Raw genomic sequence first — 18,568 nt, 5'->3', positions numbered from 1 at the left:
AACGTGCCTCGGGCTCACCGCACATCGGTGAGATGGGCGTAGGCCACCACATTGCCCTGGTAGCCGGTCTCCTTGGAGAACCCGCCGCCGCAGGTGATCAGGCGTAGCGAGGCGTGCGGGGAGTCGCCGTAGACGCGCTGGTCGGGGAAGTCCTTGTTCTCGTACACCTCGATGGCGTCGATCGAGAAGACGGCGGTGCGCCCGTCCTCGCGGACGACCTCGACGCGGGTGCCCTTGGTGAGGGCGCCGAGCGCGTAGAAGACGGAGGGCCCCTCGGCGTTGTCGACATGCCCGGCGACGATGGCGGTGCCCTTGGCGCCGGGCGGGACGCCGTCGGCGTACCAGCCCGCGAGGTTGCGGTTCTCGTCCGGCGGGACGTCCAGGCTGCCGTCGGCCCCGAGCCCCAGCCGCATCATCGGCGCGTCCACCTCGATGCTCGGGATGCGGATGCGGACCGGGTCGGAGGGGTGCAGCGGTTCGGCGACCGGGGAGCCGGGCTGGAGCTGGGGCCCGGCGGCGAAGGCCTGGGCGCTGGAGGGCTGCGGCGGGATCAGCTGGTCGCCGGAGCCGTTCTGGACGAGCCAGACACCGCACAGCACGGCGATGCCCACCAGCCAGCCCCTGGCTTTCTGCGCGCTCTGGGACACGTCGTCGTCCTCGTAAGCCTGGTGAGTCTCGGATCGGGGGCGATGCATCGGTGCCGATGGATCGAGGGTGATGGATCGGTGCCGATGGATCGCGGGCCATGGAGCGAAGGCGGGCCGGGCGCGCTCGGGGACGCGCCCGGCCCGGTCGGTGCGAGGGCGCGGCAGGGCTCCCTCGGTGTCCGTGAGCCCGTGAGCCCGTGAGCCTGTGGGGCCGTGGACCCGTGAGCCCATGAGCCCGTGGGCTCAGCTGCCCTCGGTGGACTCGGTCCGGCGGCGCAGCAGCCACAGACCGCCGACGGCCGCCATGCCGATCACGCCGACGCCGAGGGCGACCTGCGTGGAGTTCGGCTCCACGCTGCCGCCGACCCCGGTCCGCACATGGCCGGACGGGCGGTCGTGGTCGGGCCTGTCGTGCTTGCCGCCGCCGATCACCTTGAGGTCCCCGACGGCGTCCTTGCCGTTGTCGCAGGAGACGACGATCTCGTAGACGCCGGGCCGGGTGTCGTGCGGCACGGTGAACTGGCCGACGAGCACCTCCTTGTGCGTCCCCTTGCGGACCTCGAAGTCCCCGGCGTCCAGGGAGTTCGCGTCACCGATGCCCGAGCCCTTGGGGCCGCAGGCGGTGGTGTTCACGGTGACCTTGGCGCCGGGGGGAGCGGTCGCGGGGGTGATCTCCAGCCGGCCGAAGTCATCGCCTGCGTACGCGGACGGGGCGGCGGTGAGACCGAGCGCTATGACGGTGACCGCGGCGGTGGCGGTACCGGTCACGAGGCGGGCAGGACTGCGCATGGGGATCCTCCGGGCAGACGGCGCGAGCGGTTGTGTCCTGCCCCTGACCTAACGGGCGGTCGCCGCCGCATGCCTTCTGACGCCAGGTCAGCTTTCACCCGTACGGACCGGCGCGGCACCCTTGCCGCTGGAGATCACCGCAGGTCACGGCGGTGCGGCTGGGCCGTTCGGTCCGTACTGCCGGGCCGGGTGCCGATCGGGTGAGCCGTGAAAGAGAAATGTGACTCAGATCACATGTATGGCTTTCCGGGGTCCGGGCACACGAGAAGACATCCCCCCCACGGGACGGATCCCCGCCCCCCACGGCACCCGCCCTCACCGGCCTCCCCCCCCGGCCGGTGGGGGCGGTGTCGGATCCGGCGGGACAAGGTCAACCAGCGTCCGTCGCACTCCAGGAGATCGCCGGCGGACGCACCCGCGCGCACAACGGCTGCCCCTTGGTGTCGGTCAGCCCCAGCCTCCCGGTGAGATGCCCGGAGCGCGCGGCGGCTTCGAGAACCTCGGGTTCGATGTCGCTGAACATCAGCTTGGCACGCCGGAACATGCTGAAGAGCCCGGCCTCGTCCACGGTCCCCCAGGACAGATAGACGAACCGCCCGCCGAGCCGGTTCTGGATGTACGGCCCCGAGACCTCGACCCCGTCCGCCGTCTCCTTCGCCGTGCACTCCAGGGTCCAGGAGGCGGTCGGGGCGTCCCCGGGGTGCAGACCGAGCAGCTCGTCGGGCCGGTCCTTGCGCTGGATGCCGACGTGGATGTTCTCGACCCCGGGAAAGTCGGAGTCCGGCCCGCAACTGCGGCCGGGGAGCGCTGAGGCCTCGATATGGATCTGCATGCTCCCCATGGTCCGTCACGGCGCCGGAGCGGAGGCGCCACGGTCGGTTTTCAGCCAGGGTCGCCTACCGGCCCGGGCCGAAGCCGCCTGCTCAAGCCCAGGTCCGAAGCCGCCTACCGGCCCAGATCAGAGGAGTTCGGCTGACGCACCCCCGTAAACAGTCTCCAGCAGCCTCATCACCCCCTCCATCTCCTTCTCACCGCTCCCGAACTCCACCGCATCGATCCGCCGCACCGACGCGATCCCCTGCGAGTTGCAGATGAACGCGCCCCGGAACGCGCCCAGCCCGTCCAGCGTCACCGTCCGCCGGACCGACGGCTCCCCGCCCGCTGCGAGGCCGCGTTCCAGCAGCGCCATGGTGATGCCCAGGAGCGCGGGGGCGTCCGGCCACACCACCGAAGTCCCGTCCCAGAAGCCGATGTTGGTGATGGCCCCCTCGGTCACCACCCCGCCCGGCGCGGTCAGCAGGGCCTCGTCGAACCCGGCCCGCGCGGCGAGCATCCCGTAGTACGTCTGCCCGAACTCGCCCGGCCGCTTGATGTGCGGCACGGCCCGGGCGTACGGCACCGACATCAGGCTCCGGGCCCCGGGCGCCATCGTGGCGGCCTCGCGGACGGTGACCATGACCCGCGTACGGCTCTCCCCGGGCGGCAGGAACCCCTGCACCCGCACGGAGGCATCCCGCAGCCCGGCCCGGTCCAGGGCGCACCGGATCAACTCCCGCACCAAGCCGCCGTCCAGCGGCAGTTGGAACAGCTCCCGGTTCGCCGCGTCCAGCCGTTCGAGGTGCAGCCCGAGCCCCCGCACCGCCCGGTCCCGGACCTGGAGGGCCGTGAAGTGCCCGAACCCGAAGAGGGCGGGGACGCGGAGGTCGTCCTCGGTGGCGGGGTGGCCGTCCATCTCGACGTGGGGGAGGGGGAAGGGGGCTGCGCTCGTCATGGGCCAACCGTAGAGCGCGACTTCCTCCGGCGGCGACTTGACCTCAACCAAGCTTGAGGCTGAAAGCTCGGCACCATGGACACCACATCCGCACCCACGACATCCCCCGCCCCCCTCAAGGTCGCCGTCATCCTCGGCAGCAACCGGGAAGGCCGCTTCGGGCCGGTCATCGCCGACTGGTTCCTCGACCGGGCCGCCCGGTACGACGGCATCGAGACCGAGCTCGTCGACGTCGTCACCGCCCGCCTCCCCGACGCACTCTCCTTCAGCCCGTCGCCCGAGGACGCCGCCCGGGTCGCGGCGGTCTCAACGCAACTGGCGGCGGCCGACGCGTTCGTCGTGCTCACCCCCGAGTACAACCACTCCTTCCCCGCCCCGCTGAAGAACCTCATCGACTGGCACCGCGCCGAGTGGCAGGCGAAACCCGTCGGCTTCGTCTCGTACGGCGGCAGGTCCGGCGGGTTGCGGGCCGTCGAACAGCTCCGCCAGGTCTTCGCCGAGATGCATACGGTCTCCGTCCGCGACACCGTCTCCTTCCACAACGCGGGCGCCCTCTTCGACGACGAGGGGAACCACCGGGACCCGGCGGACGTCGACGCGGCGGCCAAGGCGCTCCTGGACCAGCTGGTCTGGTGGGGCAACGCCCTGCGCGACGCGCGAAACCGGCATCCGTACAGCGCCTGACCCCCTCCGGGCCGACAATCGGTGCACGGGCGGGAGCAGCCCGCCGTCCGGGCGGGAGCCCGCCGTACTCCGAGGAGACCGACGATGACAGCGCCGCCAGCATGGCTGACCGTACTGACCACGACCGACAGCGAGGAGAAGGCCCACGAGCTGGCCCAGGGGGCGGTGGAGGCCCGGCTGGCAGCCTGTGCGCAGATCTCCGCGCCCGTCACCTCGGTCTACCGGTGGCAGAACGCCATCGAGTCGTCCGAGGAGTGGCAGGTGCTGTTCAAGACGGCCGCCGAGCGCTACGAGGAGCTGGAGGAGTACCTCCAGACGGCACACGACTACGACACCCCCGAGATCATCGCCATCCCGGTCATCCGGGGCAGCGCCCGCTACCTCGGCTGGGTCACGGCGGAGACGGCCCCCGCAGCCGCCCTGTGACGGCGGCCATGAGCACCCTGGACCCCGGCTGCCCGCCCACCGGTGAGCTGCCGTTCTTCGTGTACGGCACGCTGCTCCCCGGCGAACCCAACCACGACCTGTTCCTCCGGGGCCGTACGTCGGGGGAGCGGGCGGCCGTCCTGCCCCGGGCCCTGCTGTACGACGGGCCCGGATACCCGTACGCCATCGACGGCCACGGCCGCGTCCACGGCACCCTGCTCACCGCCGCGCCAGGGGTGTACGGCGAGCTGCTCGGGCTCCTGGACCACCTGGAGGAGTACCTCGGGCCCGGCCACCCGCGCAATCTCTACGAGCGGGTCGTCCGCGAGGTGGAGCTGCCGGGGGAGAGGCAAGCGGAGGAAGGGGCGCCGGAGGACGAGCCTTCGGTGACCCGGGCCTGGGTCTACCTCGCCGCTGCCGCCGTCACCCGGTCGCTCCGTACCGGCGGCAGCGTCATCGCCGAGGGGCGGTGGACCACCGGCCGGCCTCCCGGCGGACCGGGCACACCATGAACCCCGGCGCGCCGAGTCCCGTTGACCGCCCGCACCCTGAACCCCGGCACGCCGAGGCCCACCGGCCGACCGCACCCCGAACCCCGGCCGGACCGCCGAAGCCCGCTGACTGGAGGCGCGGGTCACGGCGTTGCCGACGCCAGCGCCTCCGTCACGCCCGCCTCCTGCGGCCCCAGGAAGTGCGGGTCGGGGCGGAGCAGGGCGTCCAGGGCGGCCTTCCCCGACGCGGCCAGCTCCCGGGCACCGCCGTAGTACCAGGTCGCGTCCCGGGGCTCGTCGACCCCGACCCCGTACGCATCGATTCCCGCGGAGCGGCACAGCGTGGTCGCCCGGTGGATGTGGAAACCCTGGCTCACCAGCACCGCCCGGTCGACCCCGAATATCTTCTTGGCCCGCACGCATGAGTCCCAGCTGTCGAACCCGGCGTAGTCGCTGACGATCCGGTCGTCGGGCACCCCGCGCTCGGTGAGATACGTGCGCATCGCGTCCGGCTCGTCGTACTCCACCCGGCTGTTGTCGCCGGTGACCAGGACGACCTTCACCTTCCCCGTCCGGTACAGCTCGGCCGCCGCGTCCAGGCGGTGGGCGAGATACGGGGTCGGCCGGCCCTTCCAGAGCCCGGCGCCGAACACCATGGCGACCTCCCGGGCCGGGGCGTCCGCCGTGGTCCCCACCCGTGTGTCGGCGCCCATCCGCATCCAGGTCGCGGGCAGCAGCGCCAGCACGCAGAGAGCCATCAGGCCCTGCACGGCGAGCCGTCGGCCCCGGCGGGAGCGCGGCAGCCGGAGCGCGCAGAGCCGGGGCAGCCGCAGCCACCCCCAGGGTCTGTGCTTCTTCGCCCCGGCCTCCGACGCCCCTTTCACCGCACCCTCCGACGCCCCCTTCACCGCATCCCCCGAAGCCTCCGACGCCGCCCGCGCCTCTCGGCCCCCTCGGATCCATCGCATCCCTCGCACGGGAGCCCCCCTCCTGTCCGTACCGTCCGTCGTCCGGTCCCACCTCACCTGACGAGCGAAACGTCCGAAAGGTTCGCCGAACGGCAGAAACGGGTGCAGGCCCCCGCCCCGCACACCGGCCACCCCCCGACCGTGAGGGGGTGGAAAACCTCCGTGACCCTCGCGCAACGGCCCGGCAACCTCCGCCCGGCACCATCGGTCCATGACGGAGCCGTCCACGCAGCAGCCCCGCCGGTCACCGCTTCCGCCCACCGACACCCACAGCGGCGGCCGCTCCACCGTGCCCCTCGACACCACCGCGCAGCTCCTCACCCGCGTCACCGCCCAGCTCTCCACCCAGCTCAGCCTCGTCTCCCGGAACGGAACCCGCAGGCCCATGCCCCGCACCCGGCCACCCGCCCCGCTCCGGCTGCCCACCGCCCCGCCCACTCTCGTCGTCGTCGCCCACGGCAGCCGCGACCCGCAGGCCCTGCGGACCGTCCTCGCGCTCCTGGACCGGGTCCGCGACCTGCGCCCCGGCCTCGACGTCCGCCTCGGCCACATCGAGTTGAACCGGCCGCTGCTCCCCGACACCCTGGACGGCCTGCGCGGGGCCGACGCCGTCCTCGTACCGCTGCTCCTGGGGCGCGGCCACCACGTCAAGCACGACCTGCCCGCCGCAGCGGCCGCCGCCCCCGCCGTACGCACCCGGATCGCCGCCCCCCTCGGGCCGCACCCGCTGCTGGTGGAGGCGGTGTACGGGCGGCTCGTGGAGGCGGGCTGGGACCCCGCCGACCAGGGGAGCCACCGGACCGCCGTGGTCCTCGCCGCCGCCGGGTCCCGCGACCCCGACTCCGCCCAGGACACCCGTCGTACGGCCCGGATGCTCGCCGAGCGGCTCGGCGGGGTGCCCGTCGTCCCGGCGTACTCCTCCGCCACGACCCCCACCGTCCCCGCCGCGCTGCGCGCCCTGGCCGCCCGGGGCCGGCACCGTACCTTCGTCGCCTCGTACTTCACCGCCCCCGGCCGCTTCGCGAGCGCCGCCGCGAGCGCCGCGCCGGGCACCGCCGCCCTTCCGCTCGGCGCCCACCCGGCGATGGCCCGCCTCCTCCTCCACCGCTACGACCAGGCACTGTCCGCCACCGCACCCTCCGAGATGGTGAGCTTGCTCGCTTCCGCCTGACTCCCCGGCCCGCTCACGGCACGTTGTCCGTCCCGGTCGCTACTGTCGGGACCATGGACGGCACACAGGGCGCACGCGGGGCAGATCAGACACACGGCACATCAGGCACACCAGCCGCACACAGTGAGCGGGGCACCGGGAGCAGCTACGGACCGACCGACACCGAGCGCTTCGACACCGAGGAGGACAAGCGCCCCGGCCGCACCGCCTTCCAGCGCGACCGGGCCCGGGTGCTGCACTCCGCCGCGCTGCGCCGGCTCGCGGGCAAGACCCAGGTGGTCACGCCCGGCACGCGTTCGCTCGTCTGGGACGCCAGCCCCCGCACCCGGCTCACCCACTCCCTGGAGTGCGCGCAGGTCGGCCGTGAGCTGGGCGCCGTCCTCGGCTGCGACCCGGACCTGGTGGAGACGGCCTGCCTCTCCCACGACATGGGCCACCCCCCGTTCGGCCACAACGGCGAACAGGCGCTCAACGACTTCGCATCCGACTGCGGCGGCTTCGAGGGCAACGCCCAGTCGCTGCGGCTGCTGACCCGCCTGGAGCCCAAGCGGTTCGTCCGCGACCCGCGCACCGGCGAGCTGGTCAGCGTCGGCCTCAATCTGACCCGGGCAGCCCTGGACGCCGCCACCAAGTACCCCTGGCCGCGCGGCGCGCACCCCACCGACCCGCACTCGGTGAAGTTCGGGGTGTACGCGGACGACCTGCCGGTCTTCGAGTGGGCGCGGAAGGGGGCACCCGAGGACCGCACCTGCTTCGAGGCCCAGGTGATGGACTGGTCCGACGACGTGGCGTACTCGGTGCACGACTTCGAGGACGGGCTGCACGCCGGGCACATCGACCCCAACTGCCTCTATGCCGAGCCGGAGCGCGAGGAGATCTTCGCCGTCGCCATCGGTCGCTACGTCCCCGTGGACACCGACCCGCAGGAGCTGTCCGAGGCGCTGGACCGGCTGATCGACCAGGAGTGGTGGCCGCACGGGTACGACGGCTCCGCCGTGGCCCAGGCCCGGCTGAAGGACGCCACCAGCCAGCTCATCGGCCGCTTCTGCACCGAGGCCGAGACCGCCACCCGCGAGGTCTACGGGCCTGGCCGCCTCACCCGGTACGGGGCGGAGCTCGTCGTTCCGCGCACGGTCCGCAACGAGTGCGCGGTGCTCAAGGCGGTCGCCGACCGTTACGTGATGCAGCGCGCCGAGCAGGAGACCCTCCGCGCCGACCAGCGCATCGTCATCGCCGAACTGGCCGCCGCCCTCACCGCCCGCGCCCCCGAGGGCCTGGAGCCGCACTTCCGGGCCCTGTTCGACCAGGCGCCCGACGACCACACCCGCAAGCGCGTCCTGGTCGACCAGATCGCGGCCCTCACCGACGCCTCCGCACGATCCCTGCACGCCGCACTCACCGCGCGCCGCGGCTGAGGGGCAGACTGGAGAGGACCGGAGAAATGACCACTGGGTGTGACCTCTCCCGGGCACACCCTCTTTCGCCATCACGCTGCGTGCGGGACGCTCGCAGCCGGGGGCGCCGCGCAGCACAGCACTGAGGAGGCATCAAGTGGTCGACGCACATCGGACATTCGTCATCGTCGGAGCGGGACTCGCAGGGGCGAAGGCGGCCGAGACGCTCCGCGCGGAAGGGTTCACCGGCCGGGTGATCCTCATCGGGGACGAGCGCGACCACCCCTATGAGCGGCCACCGCTCTCCAAGGGCTACCTCGGCGGCAAGGAGGAACGCGAGAGCGTCTTCGTCCACGAGACCGCCTGGTACGCGGGCGCCGACATCGAACTGCACCTCGGCCAGCCCGTCACGGCCCTCGACCGGTACGCGAAGACCGTGCAGCTCGGCGACAACACCGTCATCCGCTACGACAAGCTGCTGCTCGCCACCGGCTCCGAACCGCGCCGCCTCGACGTCCCCGGCACCGACCTGGTGGGCGTCCACCACCTGCGCCGCCTCGCCCACGCCGACCGGCTGCGCAACGTCCTGGCCGCCCTCGGCCGCGACAACGGCCACCTGGTGATCGCCGGAGGCGGCTGGATCGGCCTGGAGGTCGCCGCCGCCGCCCGGGGGTACGGGGCCGAGGTCACCGTCGTCGAGTCGGAGGCCACCCCGCTGCACCAGGTCGTCGGCCCCGAACTGGGCCAGATCTTCACCGAACTGCACAGCTCGCACGGCGTCCGCTTCCACTTCGGCGTCCGCCTCACCGAGATCGTCGGCCAGGACGGCATGGTGCTGGCCGCCCGCACCGACGACGGCGAGGAGCACCCCGCCCACGACGTCCTCGCCGCGATCGGCGCCGCCCCGCGCTCCGCCCTCGCCGAGGCCGCGGGCCTGGAGATGGCCGACCGGGCGCACGGCGGCGGCATCGCCGTGGACGCCTCGCTGCGCACCTCCGACCCGCACATCTACGCCGCCGGGGACGTCGCCGCCGCCGCCCACCCGCTGCTCAACACCCGGCTGCGCGTCGAACACTGGGCCAACGCCCTCAACAGCGGACCGGCCGCCGCCCGCGCCATGCTCGGCCAGGACGTGACGTACGACCGCGTGCCGTACTTCTTCTCCGACCAGTACGACCTGGGCCTCGAATACTCCGGCTGGGCGCCGCCCGGCTCCTACGACGAGGTGATCATCCGGGGGGACGCGGGGAAGCGGGAGTTCATCGCGTTCTGGCTCAAGGACCGCCGCGTCCTGGCCGGGATGAACGTCAACGTGTGGGACGTGACGGAGACCATCCAGGAGCTGATCCGGGCCGGCCAGCAGCACGACCCGGAGGCCCTGGCCGATCCGTCGGTGGAGCTGGCGTCCCTGCTCTGACCACCGCCCGGGGCGCGGGGACGGGCGACCGCGCCCCGGGAAGCACCGCTTTGCGAGCCGGGCATACGGTGTTGCGCATGGAGCACAGCACCGACGAGCTGGACGGGCTCGTACGCAAACGCATCCGCGCCCTGCGGGTGGCCCAGGGCTGGTCCCTGGAGGAGCTGGCCGGCCGGGCGAACCTCAGCCAGTCCTCGCTCAGCCGCATCGAGAACGGGCAGCGGCGGCTCGCCCTCGACCAGCTCGTCACGCTGGCCCGGGCCCTGGACACCACCCTCGACCAGCTGGTGGAGACCGCCTCCGACGACGTCGTCATCAGCCCGATGATCGACGGCGCCCACGGGCTGATGCGCTGGCCCGTGAAGGGCGACCCCGGCATGACCGTCGTACGGCAGCGGATGACCGAGCCGCCGCCGGACAACCCCGCCCGGATGCGCGCGCACCCCGGCCGGGAGTGGCTGGTCGTCCTCTCCGGCACCGCGGTCCTCATGCTGGGCCACCGCCGCTTCCGGGTGGAGACCAACCAGGCCGCCGAGTTCCCCACGATGCTGCCGCACGCGATCGGCGCCGAGGGCGGCCCCTGCGAGATCCTCGGGATCTTCGACCGCGACGCCCGCCGCGGCCATCTGCGCGACAACCGGAGCACGGGGAAGGACTGCGCACCGGACCTGCCGCACACGACGTGACGGTCTGGCCGTCCGCGTACGGGATGAGACGCCCCTCCGCGTACGTGCTCCGCTTGCGCGCCCGGCATCGGCAGCGGCCACCTTCTTGCCGATACCGGGAGAGGCCGTGCTCTTCCGGCATGGCCGCCCTAGCGTGGGATCCATGACGCACGCACCTACCCACAGCCACGCCCACTCCCACGACCACCACGGCGAGGCGGAGATCCTCGACCTCGACGCCCAGGTCCTCGCCGAACACCTCACCGCCCTCACCGAGTGGCTCCCCGTCCAGGCGCAGCCCCGCCGGATCGTCGACCTCGGCTGCGGTACGGGAACGGGCACCTTCGCCCTCCTCGACCGCTTCCCCGAGGCGCACATCACCGCCGTTGACACCTCCGCCGCCCACCTCCAGCGCCTGCGGGAGAAGGCGTGCGCCCGGGGCGCGGAGGGGCGCGTACGGACCGTGCAGGCCGACCTCGACGCCGCCGACTGGCCCGATCTCGGCACCCCGGACCTGGTCTGGGCGTCAGCCTCGATGCACCACATGGCTGACCCCGGCCGGGCCCTGCGCCAGGTCCACGACCTGCTCGCCCCCGGCGGGCTGTTCGCCGTGGTGGAGCTGTCCGGCTTCCCCCGCTTCCTGCCCGCCGACGCCCCCGAGGAGCGGCCCGGCCTGGAGGAGCGCTGCCACGAGGCGAGCGACCGCTTCCACGCCGAACACGTACCCCACCGCGGCGCCGACTGGGGCCCGAAACTGACGGAGGCCGGATTCACCGTTGAGGCGGAGCGGGCCATCACCGTGAACACCGCCGACACCGACCCCTCCCGCAGCGAGGCCGTCGGCGCCTACGCCCTCGGCAGCCTCCGCCGCCTGCGCCACAGCGTGGCCGACGCGCTCGCCCCCGAAGACCTCGCCGCCCTCGACCGGCTCCTCGACACCGGGGGCCCCGGCTCCCTCCTGCGCCGCGACGACCTCGCCGTACGCACCGAACGCACCGTCTGGGCCGCCCGCCGCACCGGCTGACCCCGCACCGGCCGGGGCAGAGCCCTGCGGGCGTCGGGTTGTCCTTGCCCACCCGTAGACTTCATCCGTGGCCGGCAGGATCAATGACGACGACGTGAAGGCGGTACGGGACGCGGTCCCGATCGACTCCGTCGTGTCCGAATACCTCCAACTGCGCAGCGCGGGCGGCGGAAACCTCAAGGGACTCTGCCCCTTCCACGACGAGAAGTCCCCCTCCTTCCAGGTCAGCCCGGGCAAGGGCCTGTTCCACTGCTTCGGCTGCCAGGAGGGCGGCGACACCATCGCGTTCGTGATGAAGATCGACCACCTCTCCTTCTCGGAGACGGTCGAGCGCCTCGCCGCCAAGGCGGGCATCACCCTGCGGTACGAGGAGGGCGGCTACAACCCCTCCCACCAGCGCGGCGAGCGCATCCGGCTGATCGAGGCCCACCAGGCCGCCGCCGACTTCTACGTCCGCGCGCTGGAGAGCCCCGAGGCCGAGATCGGCCGGAAGTTCCTCGCCGAGCGCGGCTTCGACCAGGACGCCGCGACCCACTTCCGGGTCGGCTACAGCCCGGCAGGCTGGGACCACCTCACCCGCTATCTGCGCGGCAAGGGCTTCAGCGACAAGGAGCTGATCACCTCCGGCCTCTCCCAGGACGGCCGCCGCGGCCCCATCGACCGCTTCCGCGGCCGGCTGATGTGGCCGATCAGCGACACCGCCGGGGAGATCGTCGGCTTCGGCGCCCGCAAGCTCCGCGACGACGACAACGGCCCGAAGTACCTGAATACCCCCGAGACCCCGATCTACAAGAAGTCCCAGGTGCTGTACGGCATCGACCTGGCCAAGAAGGACATCGCCAAGGCCAGCCGTGCCGTCGTCGTCGAGGGCTACACCGACGTCATGGCCTGCCATCTCGCCGGGGTCACCACCGCCATCGCCACCTGCGGCACCGCCTTCGGCAACGACCACATCAAGATCCTGCGCCGCCTCCTCATGGACAACGGCAGCGCCCGCGTGATCTTCACCTTCGACGGCGACTCGGCCGGCCAGAAGGCGGCTCTGCGCGCCTTCGAGGACGACCAGAAGTTCGCCGCCGAGACCTACATCGCCATCGCCCCGGACAACATGGACCCGTGCGACCTGCGCCTGGCCAAGGGCGACGACGCCGTACGGGACCTGGTGGAGCCGCGCACCCCGCTCTTCGAGTTCGCGCTGCGCCAGATCGTCGGCCGCTACGACCTGGAGACCCCGGCGGGCCGCGCGGCCGCCCTCGACGAGGCCGCAGCCGTCGTCGCCAAGATCAAGACCAGCAGTGTGCAGCGCGAGGTCGCCGTCCAGCTCGCCGGGCTCGTCGGCATCCTCGACCAGGAGTTCGTCGTCCACCGCGTCGCCCAGCTCGCCCGCTGGGCCCGCGACAAGGGCGGCGACGGCCGGGGCGACGCACGCGGCGGCCGGGGACCGGGCGGCCCCCAGGACCGGCGCGGCGGCGCACCCCAGCAGGCCGCCGTCCAGGCCCCCGCCGCCCCCTCCGGCCCCGCGCTGAACCTCCGCAGCCCCGCCCACCGCACCGAGCGCGAGCTGCTCAAGCTCGCCCTCCAGAAGCCCGCCCTGGTCTCCCCGGCCTTCGACGCGTACGGCGTGGACGAGTTCACCGCCCCGCCCTACGCGGCGGTCCGCCAGTGCATCGCGGAGGCGGGCGGCGCCGAGCGGGGCCTCGGCGACGACCGCGAGTATCTGGTCGCCGTCATGGATGCGGCCCCCAACAACACCGTGCGCTCCCTCGTCACCGAGCTGGCCGTCGAGGTCTTCATGGGCAGGACGATCGACGAGACGTACGCAGGCATGCAGCTCGTCCACGTCCGGCTGCGCGCCGTCGACCGCCGCATCAACGAGGTGCAGGGCAGCCTCGCCCGCCTCGGCAGCAACGTGGCCCCCGACGACCTGGCGGCCGCGCAGAACGAGGTCTGGGTCCTCCAGCAGTACGCACAGTCCCTGCGGGCCAAGGGCGCCGACGCGCTCTGAGCGCCGAGCACACAGGGGCCGATGGAGCCGGGAGCAGTAACCGGCCGGTGACCGACCGGAATCAGAAAGTCCCCGCACGCCCCTCGTGGCAACCCTGTGCCGTGCCCCACACTGGGGCTGCCAGAGTCATCCGGCAGCGATCACCTGGAGGTCGCCCCCGTGCAGACCCGGACCGTGACGACCACGACCGAGCACATGTCGGCGATTCCCGTGCAGAACCGGGCCGTCCACCACCCGGAGAACCGCTCGGAGGACCCCCCGGAGACCGCGGCCCACCCGCGAGCGAGCGCAGCCGAGGCCGTCATGGAGGAAGCGGAGCACGTCCCCGAGCCCCGTGAGGCGCGGAGCCGGGCGGACAGCGGCGGGCCCACCTCCGACCTGTTCCGGCAGTATCTGCGGGAGATCGGCCGCATCCCGCTGCTCACCGCCGCCGAGGAGGTGGAGCTGGCCCGCCGCGTGGAGGCCGGACTCTTCGCCGAGGAGCGCCTCTCCAGCCACCCGGACCTGGACTCCCGGCTCGCCGGTGACCTGGACCGGCTCGTGGTCATGGGCCGCACCGCCAAGCGCCGGCTCATCGAGGCCAACCTCCGCCTGGTCGTCTCCGTCGCCAAGCGGTACGTGGGGCGGGGCCTCACCATGCTGGACCTGGTCCAGGAGGGGAACCTCGGGCTGATCCGGGCGGTGGAGAAGTTCGACTACGCCCGGGGCTACAAGTTCTCGACGTACGCGACCTGGTGGATCCGCCAGGCGATGTCCCGCGCCCTGGCCGACCAGGCCCGCACCATCCGCGTCCCCGTCCACGTCGTGGAGCTGATCAACCGCGTGGTCCGCGTCCAGCGCCGGATGCTCCAGGAGCGGGGGTACGAGCCGACCGCAGAAGAGGTCGCGGCCCAACTCGACCTGACCCCGGAGCGCGTCACCGAAGTGCTGCGCCTGGCCCAGGAGCCCGTCTCCCTCCACGCCCCCGTCGGCGAGGAGGACGACGTCTCCTTCGGCGACCTCATCGAGGACGGCGACGCCGCCTCACCCGTGGAGTCCGCCGCCTTCCTGCTGCTGCGCGAACACCTGGAGGCGGTCCTCTCCACCCTCGGCGAACGCGAACGCAAGGTCGTCCAGCTCCGCTACGGCCTGGACGACGGGCGGCCCCGCACCCTGGAGGAGATCGGCCGGATCTTCGGCGTGACACGCGAACGCATCCGCCAGATCGAGTCCAAGACCCTCAGCAGGCTGCGGGACCACGCCTTCGCCGACCAGCTCCGCGGCTACCTCGACTGACCCCGGGTCGGCGCCCCCGCCTCAGTCCACCTCCGCCAGCGCCTCCGCGAACTGAGCGGCGTACAACCTGGCATACGCGCCCCCGGCCGCCAACAGCTCGTCGTGCGTGCCCTGTTCCACGATCGACCCGTTCTCCATCACCAGGATCACGTCGGCGTCCCGGATCGTGGAGAGCCGGTGCGCGATCACGAACGACGTACGCCCATGGGCCAGACGCGCCATCGCCTTCTGGATCAGCACCTCGGTCCGGGTGTCCACCGAGCTTGTCGCCTCGTCCAGGACCAGGATCACCGGGTCGGAGAGGAACGCCCGCGCGATGGTGATCAGCTGCTTCTCGCCCGCGCTGACCCCGGAACCCTCGTCGTCGATCACCGAGTCGTACCCGTCGGGCAGCGTCCGGATGAAGCGGTCCGCGTGCGCCGCCCGGGCCGCCTCCTCGATCTCTTCCCGGGTGACCGCGCGCGCAGCGCCGTACGCGATGTTCTCCGCTATGGAACCGCCGAACAGCCAGGTGTCCTGGAGCACCATCCCGATCCGCGACCGCAGATCGTCCCGGGACATCTTCGCCACATCGACCCCGTCGAGAGCGATCCGCCCGCCGGTCACCTCGTAGAACCGCATCAGCAGATTGACCAGCGTGGTCTTGCCCGCGCCGGTCGGGCCGACGATCGCGACCGTCTGCCCCGGCTCCACGCTCAGCGACAGATCCTCGATGAGCGGCTTCTCCGGCTCGTAGCGGAAGGACACCTTCTCCAGCGAGACCCGTCCCGTGAGCTCCTCCGGACGCTCGCCGTCCACCGGGTCCGCGCCCTGCTCCTCGGCGTCCAGCAGCTCGAAGACCCGCTCGGCCGACGCGATCCCGGACTGCACCAGGTTCGCCATCGAGGCCACCTGCGTCAGCGGCATCGAGAACTGCCGCGAATACTGGATGAACGCCTGTACGTCACCGATCGACAGGGTGCCCGAGGCGACCCGCAGACCACCGACGACGGCCACCAGCACATAGTTCAGGTTCGAGATGAACATCATCAGCGGCTGCATGATCCCGCTGGCGAACTGCGCCTTGAACCCGGCCTCGTACAGCGCGTCGTTCTGCTCGGCGAAGTCCTTCGCCGACTCCTCCTGCCTCCCGAAGACCTTCACCAGGTTGTGCCCGGTGTACATCTCCTCGATATGGGCGTTGAGCTTCCCCGTCACCCGCCACTGCTGCACGAACTGCGGCTGCGACAGCTTGCCGACCCGCGTCGCCACGACCACCGAGAGCGGGATCGTCACCAGCGCGACCAGCGCCAGCAGCGGCGAGATCCAGACCATCATGATCAGTACGCCGATGATGGTCAGCAGGGAGTTGATGAGCTGGCCCATCGTCTGCTGGAGCGTCTGCGAGATGTTGTCGATGTCGTTGGTGGCCCGGCTGAGCACCTCACCGCGCTTGGCCCGGTCGAAGTACGACAGCGGCAGCCGCGCCAGCTTCGTCTGGAGGTCCTCCCGCAGCTGGAAGACGATCCGGTTGATCACCCGGATCGACAGCCGCGTGGAGACCAGCATCAGCAGCCCGGCGCCGACATAGACCACCAGGACCGCCAGCAGCACGCTGCCCACCGCACCGAAGTCGATGCCCTGGCCCGGGGTGAAGTCCACCCCCGAGAGCATGTCGGCCATCGAACCGCTGCCCTCCGCCCGCAGCCCCTCGATCGCCTCCGCCTTGGTGGTGCCCTCCCGCATCTGCCGGCCGACCACCCCGGCGAAGATCAGGTCGGTCGCCTTCCCGAGGATCTTCGGCCCGGCCACCGACAGCGCCACGCTGACGGTCACCGCGCCCAGCATCAGATACAGCGAGGCCTTCTCCTGGCCGAACCGCCTCAGCAGCCGCTTGCTGGACCCCTTGAAATCCATGGACCGCTCGGTGGGCGCGCCCCCGGCCATCATCCGTCCGCCCGGACCGGCCATTACGCGGCCTCCGCTTCCGTCAGCTGGGAGAGCACGATCTCCCGGTACGTTTCATTGCCGTCCATCAGCTCGTGATGGGTACCGCTGCCCACGACCCGCCCCTCGTCCAGCACCAGGATCCGGTCGGCGTCGCGGATGGTGGAGACCCGCTGCGCGACGATCACCACGGTCGCCCCGGCCGTCTCATGGGCCAGCGCCGCCCGCAGCGCGGCGTCGGTCGCGTAGTCCAGCGCCGAGAACGAGTCGTCGAAGAGATAGATCTCCGGCCGCTGCACCAGCGTCCGGGCGATGGAGAGCCGCTGCCGCTGACCGCCCGAGACATTGGTGCCGCCCTGCGCGATCGGCGCGTCGAGTCCGTGCTCCAAGCCCTCCACGAACCCCTTGGCCTGCGCCACCTCCAGCGCGTGCCACAGCTCCTCGTCGGTGGCGTCCGGATTCCCGTACCGCAGGTTCGTCGCGACCGTCCCCGAGAAGAGGTACGGCTTCTGCGGCACCAGGCTCACCGTCTTCGCCAGCAGCACCGGATCCAGCGTCCGCACGTCCTCGCCGTCGACCAGCACCTCGCCGTCCGTCACATCGAACAGCCGGGGTACGAGGCCGAGCAGCGTGGACTTCCCGCTCCCCGTCGACCCGATGATCGCGGTGGTCTCACCGGGCCGGGCCACCAGATCCACGGCCCGCAGGACCGGCTCCTCGGCACCCGGGTAACGGAACTCCGCGCCCCGCACCTCCAGATGCCCGTGCCGGCGCAGTTCGGTGACGGGCGCGGTGGGCGGTACGACGCTCGAATCGGTGTCCAGCACCTCCTGGATGCGCTCGGCGCACACCTCGGCGCGCGGCACCATCATGAACATGAAGGTGGCCATCATCACGGCCATCACGATCTGCATCAGATAGGCGAGGAACGCGGTCAGCGCACCGATCTGCATTCCGCCGCTGTCGATGCGGTGCGCGCCGAACCACACCACGGCGACGGACGACAGGTTGACCACCGTCATCACCGTCGGGAACATCAGCGCCATCAGCCGCCCGGTCGCCAGCGACACATCGGTCAGCTCGGTGTTGGCGCCCCGGAACCGCTTCTCCTCGTACCCGTCGCGGACGAACGCCCGGATCACCCGGTTGCCGGTGATCTGCTCGCGCAGTACCCGGTTCACCGTGTCCAGCCGCTCCTGCATCGTCCGGAACAGCGGCCGCATCTTCGTCACGATGATGCTCACCGAGATCCCGAGCACCGGCACCACCGCGAGCAGCACAGCGGAGAGTGGGACGTCCTGGCCGAGCGCCATGACGATGCCGCCGACACACATGATCGGCGCCGACACCATGAGCGTGAACGTCATCAGCACCAGCATCTGGATCTGCTGGACGTCATTGGTGGTCCGGGTGATCAGCGAGGGCGCCCCGAACCGCCCGAGCTCCCGGGCCGAGAACGACTGCACCCGGTCGAAGACCGCGCCCCGCACATCCCGCCCGAGCGCCGACGCGGTCCGGGCCCCGTAGAAGACGGCCCCCACGTTGCAGAGCACCTGGAGCACACTGACGGCGATCATGAGACCGCCGAACTCCAGGATGTAGCCGGTATCGCCCTGCACGACACCGTTGTCGATGATGTCCGCGTTGAGGCTGGGCAGATACAGGGTGGCGCAGGTCTGGAGCAGCTGGAGGAGGACCAGCAGCGCGATGGGTTTCTTGTACGGGCCCAGATGGGCCCGCAGGAGTTTTATGAGCACGCGTGTCTCTCGGAGTCGGCGGAGGGCAGAGGCCGACTCAGTTTCGCGTACGCCGTACTCGGAGGGCGAACCGTTTTCCCCAAACTCCGGTCAAGGCTGGGGGACCGGTCCGAAGCCGAAGCGCGCGTACGGGCGGGCGCGCGCGGGTGTGCACGCGC

17 protein-coding genes are annotated in these 18,568 nt (G+C 71.9%); 10 read left to right on the top strand and 7 right to left on the bottom strand.

Annotated features, from left to right (window positions below):
* Positions 1 to 14: 14 nt before the first annotated feature.
* The 4 genes from GTY67_RS08910 to GTY67_RS08895 form a co-directional block, all read right to left on the bottom strand.
* Entirely contained in the window at positions 15 to 647 is a 633-nt protein-coding gene (locus GTY67_RS08910; protein WP_093693336.1) for a class F sortase, read from the bottom strand.
* A 243-nt stretch (positions 648 to 890) separates the two neighbouring features.
* Positions 891 to 1,436, bottom strand: a complete 546-nt coding sequence (locus GTY67_RS08905; protein ID WP_093693337.1) for a hypothetical protein — start codon at positions 1,434 to 1,436, stop codon at positions 891 to 893.
* Positions 1,437 to 1,806: 370 nt separating this feature from the next.
* Positions 1,807 to 2,268: a DUF5990 family protein gene (locus GTY67_RS08900; RefSeq protein ID WP_161278320.1), complete on the bottom strand. Its 462-nt coding sequence runs from the start codon at positions 2,266 to 2,268 to the stop codon at positions 1,807 to 1,809.
* Positions 2,269 to 2,394: 126 nt separating this feature from the next.
* Complete coding sequence (locus GTY67_RS08895) at positions 2,395 to 3,207, bottom strand: aminotransferase class IV (protein WP_161278319.1); 813 nt, start codon at positions 3,205 to 3,207, stop codon at positions 2,395 to 2,397.
* A 75-nt stretch (positions 3,208 to 3,282) separates the two neighbouring features.
* Between GTY67_RS08895 and GTY67_RS08890 the strand changes: the two genes are divergently transcribed.
* The 3 genes from GTY67_RS08890 (at position 3,283) to GTY67_RS08880 (ending at position 4,829) form a co-directional block, all read left to right on the top strand.
* A complete protein-coding gene (locus GTY67_RS08890; protein WP_093693340.1) occupies positions 3,283 to 3,891 on the top strand; it encodes an NAD(P)H-dependent oxidoreductase in 609 nt (202 codons plus the stop codon).
* An 84-nt stretch (positions 3,892 to 3,975) separates the two neighbouring features.
* Entirely contained in the window at positions 3,976 to 4,317 is a 342-nt protein-coding gene (cutA, locus tag GTY67_RS08885; RefSeq protein WP_093693341.1) for a divalent-cation tolerance protein CutA, read from the top strand.
* An 8-nt stretch (positions 4,318 to 4,325) separates the two neighbouring features.
* Positions 4,326 to 4,829 (top strand): gamma-glutamylcyclotransferase family protein, encoded by a 504-nt coding sequence (locus tag GTY67_RS08880; protein ID WP_161278318.1) that lies wholly within the window; start codon positions 4,326 to 4,328, stop codon positions 4,827 to 4,829.
* A gap of 122 nt (positions 4,830 to 4,951) precedes the next feature.
* Here the strand turns inward: GTY67_RS08880 and GTY67_RS08875 are convergent, their stop codons facing one another.
* A complete protein-coding gene (locus GTY67_RS08875) occupies positions 4,952 to 5,641 on the bottom strand; it encodes an ElyC/SanA/YdcF family protein (protein WP_161280002.1) in 690 nt (229 codons plus the stop codon).
* A 346-nt stretch (positions 5,642 to 5,987) separates the two neighbouring features.
* On the opposite strand from GTY67_RS08875, the gene GTY67_RS08870 reads away from it, so the two are divergent.
* The 7 genes from GTY67_RS08870 (at position 5,988) to GTY67_RS08840 (ending at position 14,727) form a co-directional block, all read left to right on the top strand.
* A complete protein-coding gene (locus GTY67_RS08870) occupies positions 5,988 to 6,947 on the top strand; it encodes a sirohydrochlorin chelatase (RefSeq protein ID WP_161278317.1) in 960 nt (319 codons plus the stop codon).
* 53 nt (positions 6,948 to 7,000) lie between these two features.
* Positions 7,001 to 8,362 carry a deoxyguanosinetriphosphate triphosphohydrolase gene (locus tag GTY67_RS08865; protein WP_161278316.1) on the top strand — a complete coding sequence of 454 codons (1,362 nt, stop codon included), beginning with the start codon at positions 7,001 to 7,003 and terminating at the stop codon, positions 8,360 to 8,362.
* Positions 8,363 to 8,498: 136 nt separating this feature from the next.
* Positions 8,499 to 9,758 carry an FAD-dependent oxidoreductase gene (locus tag GTY67_RS08860; protein ID WP_093693344.1) on the top strand — a complete coding sequence of 420 codons (1,260 nt, stop codon included), beginning with the start codon at positions 8,499 to 8,501 and terminating at the stop codon, positions 9,756 to 9,758.
* A 77-nt stretch (positions 9,759 to 9,835) separates the two neighbouring features.
* A complete protein-coding gene (locus GTY67_RS08855) occupies positions 9,836 to 10,444 on the top strand; it encodes an XRE family transcriptional regulator (RefSeq protein ID WP_161278315.1) in 609 nt (202 codons plus the stop codon).
* A 142-nt stretch (positions 10,445 to 10,586) separates the two neighbouring features.
* Entirely contained in the window at positions 10,587 to 11,447 is an 861-nt protein-coding gene (locus tag GTY67_RS08850; protein WP_161278314.1) for a class I SAM-dependent methyltransferase, read from the top strand.
* Between the two features lie 67 nt (positions 11,448 to 11,514).
* On the top strand, positions 11,515 to 13,452 hold the full coding sequence (gene dnaG, locus GTY67_RS08845; RefSeq protein WP_093693346.1) for a DNA primase: 1,938 nt from the start codon (positions 11,515 to 11,517) through the stop codon (positions 13,450 to 13,452).
* Between the two features lie 159 nt (positions 13,453 to 13,611).
* Positions 13,612 to 14,727, top strand: a complete 1,116-nt coding sequence (locus GTY67_RS08840; RefSeq protein ID WP_093693347.1) for an RNA polymerase sigma factor — start codon at positions 13,612 to 13,614, stop codon at positions 14,725 to 14,727.
* Between the two features lie 21 nt (positions 14,728 to 14,748).
* Here the strand turns inward: GTY67_RS08840 and GTY67_RS08835 are convergent, their stop codons facing one another.
* Together GTY67_RS08835 and GTY67_RS08830 are read right to left on the bottom strand one after the other, a co-directional pair.
* Positions 14,749 to 16,677: an ABC transporter ATP-binding protein gene (locus tag GTY67_RS08835; RefSeq protein ID WP_161278313.1), complete on the bottom strand. Its 1,929-nt coding sequence runs from the start codon at positions 16,675 to 16,677 to the stop codon at positions 14,749 to 14,751.
* Positions 16,677 to 18,410: an ABC transporter ATP-binding protein gene (locus GTY67_RS08830; protein WP_161278312.1), complete on the bottom strand. Its 1,734-nt coding sequence runs from the start codon at positions 18,408 to 18,410 to the stop codon at positions 16,677 to 16,679. Before GTY67_RS08830 ends, GTY67_RS08835 begins: the two co-directional genes overlap by 1 nt.
* Positions 18,411 to 18,568: the final 158 nt, after the last annotated feature.

The organism is Streptomyces sp. SID8374 (assembly GCF_009865135.1).
GTDB lineage: Bacteria > Actinomycetota > Actinomycetes > Streptomycetales > Streptomycetaceae > Streptomyces.
This window is presented reverse-complemented; position numbering and strand designations above follow the sequence as displayed.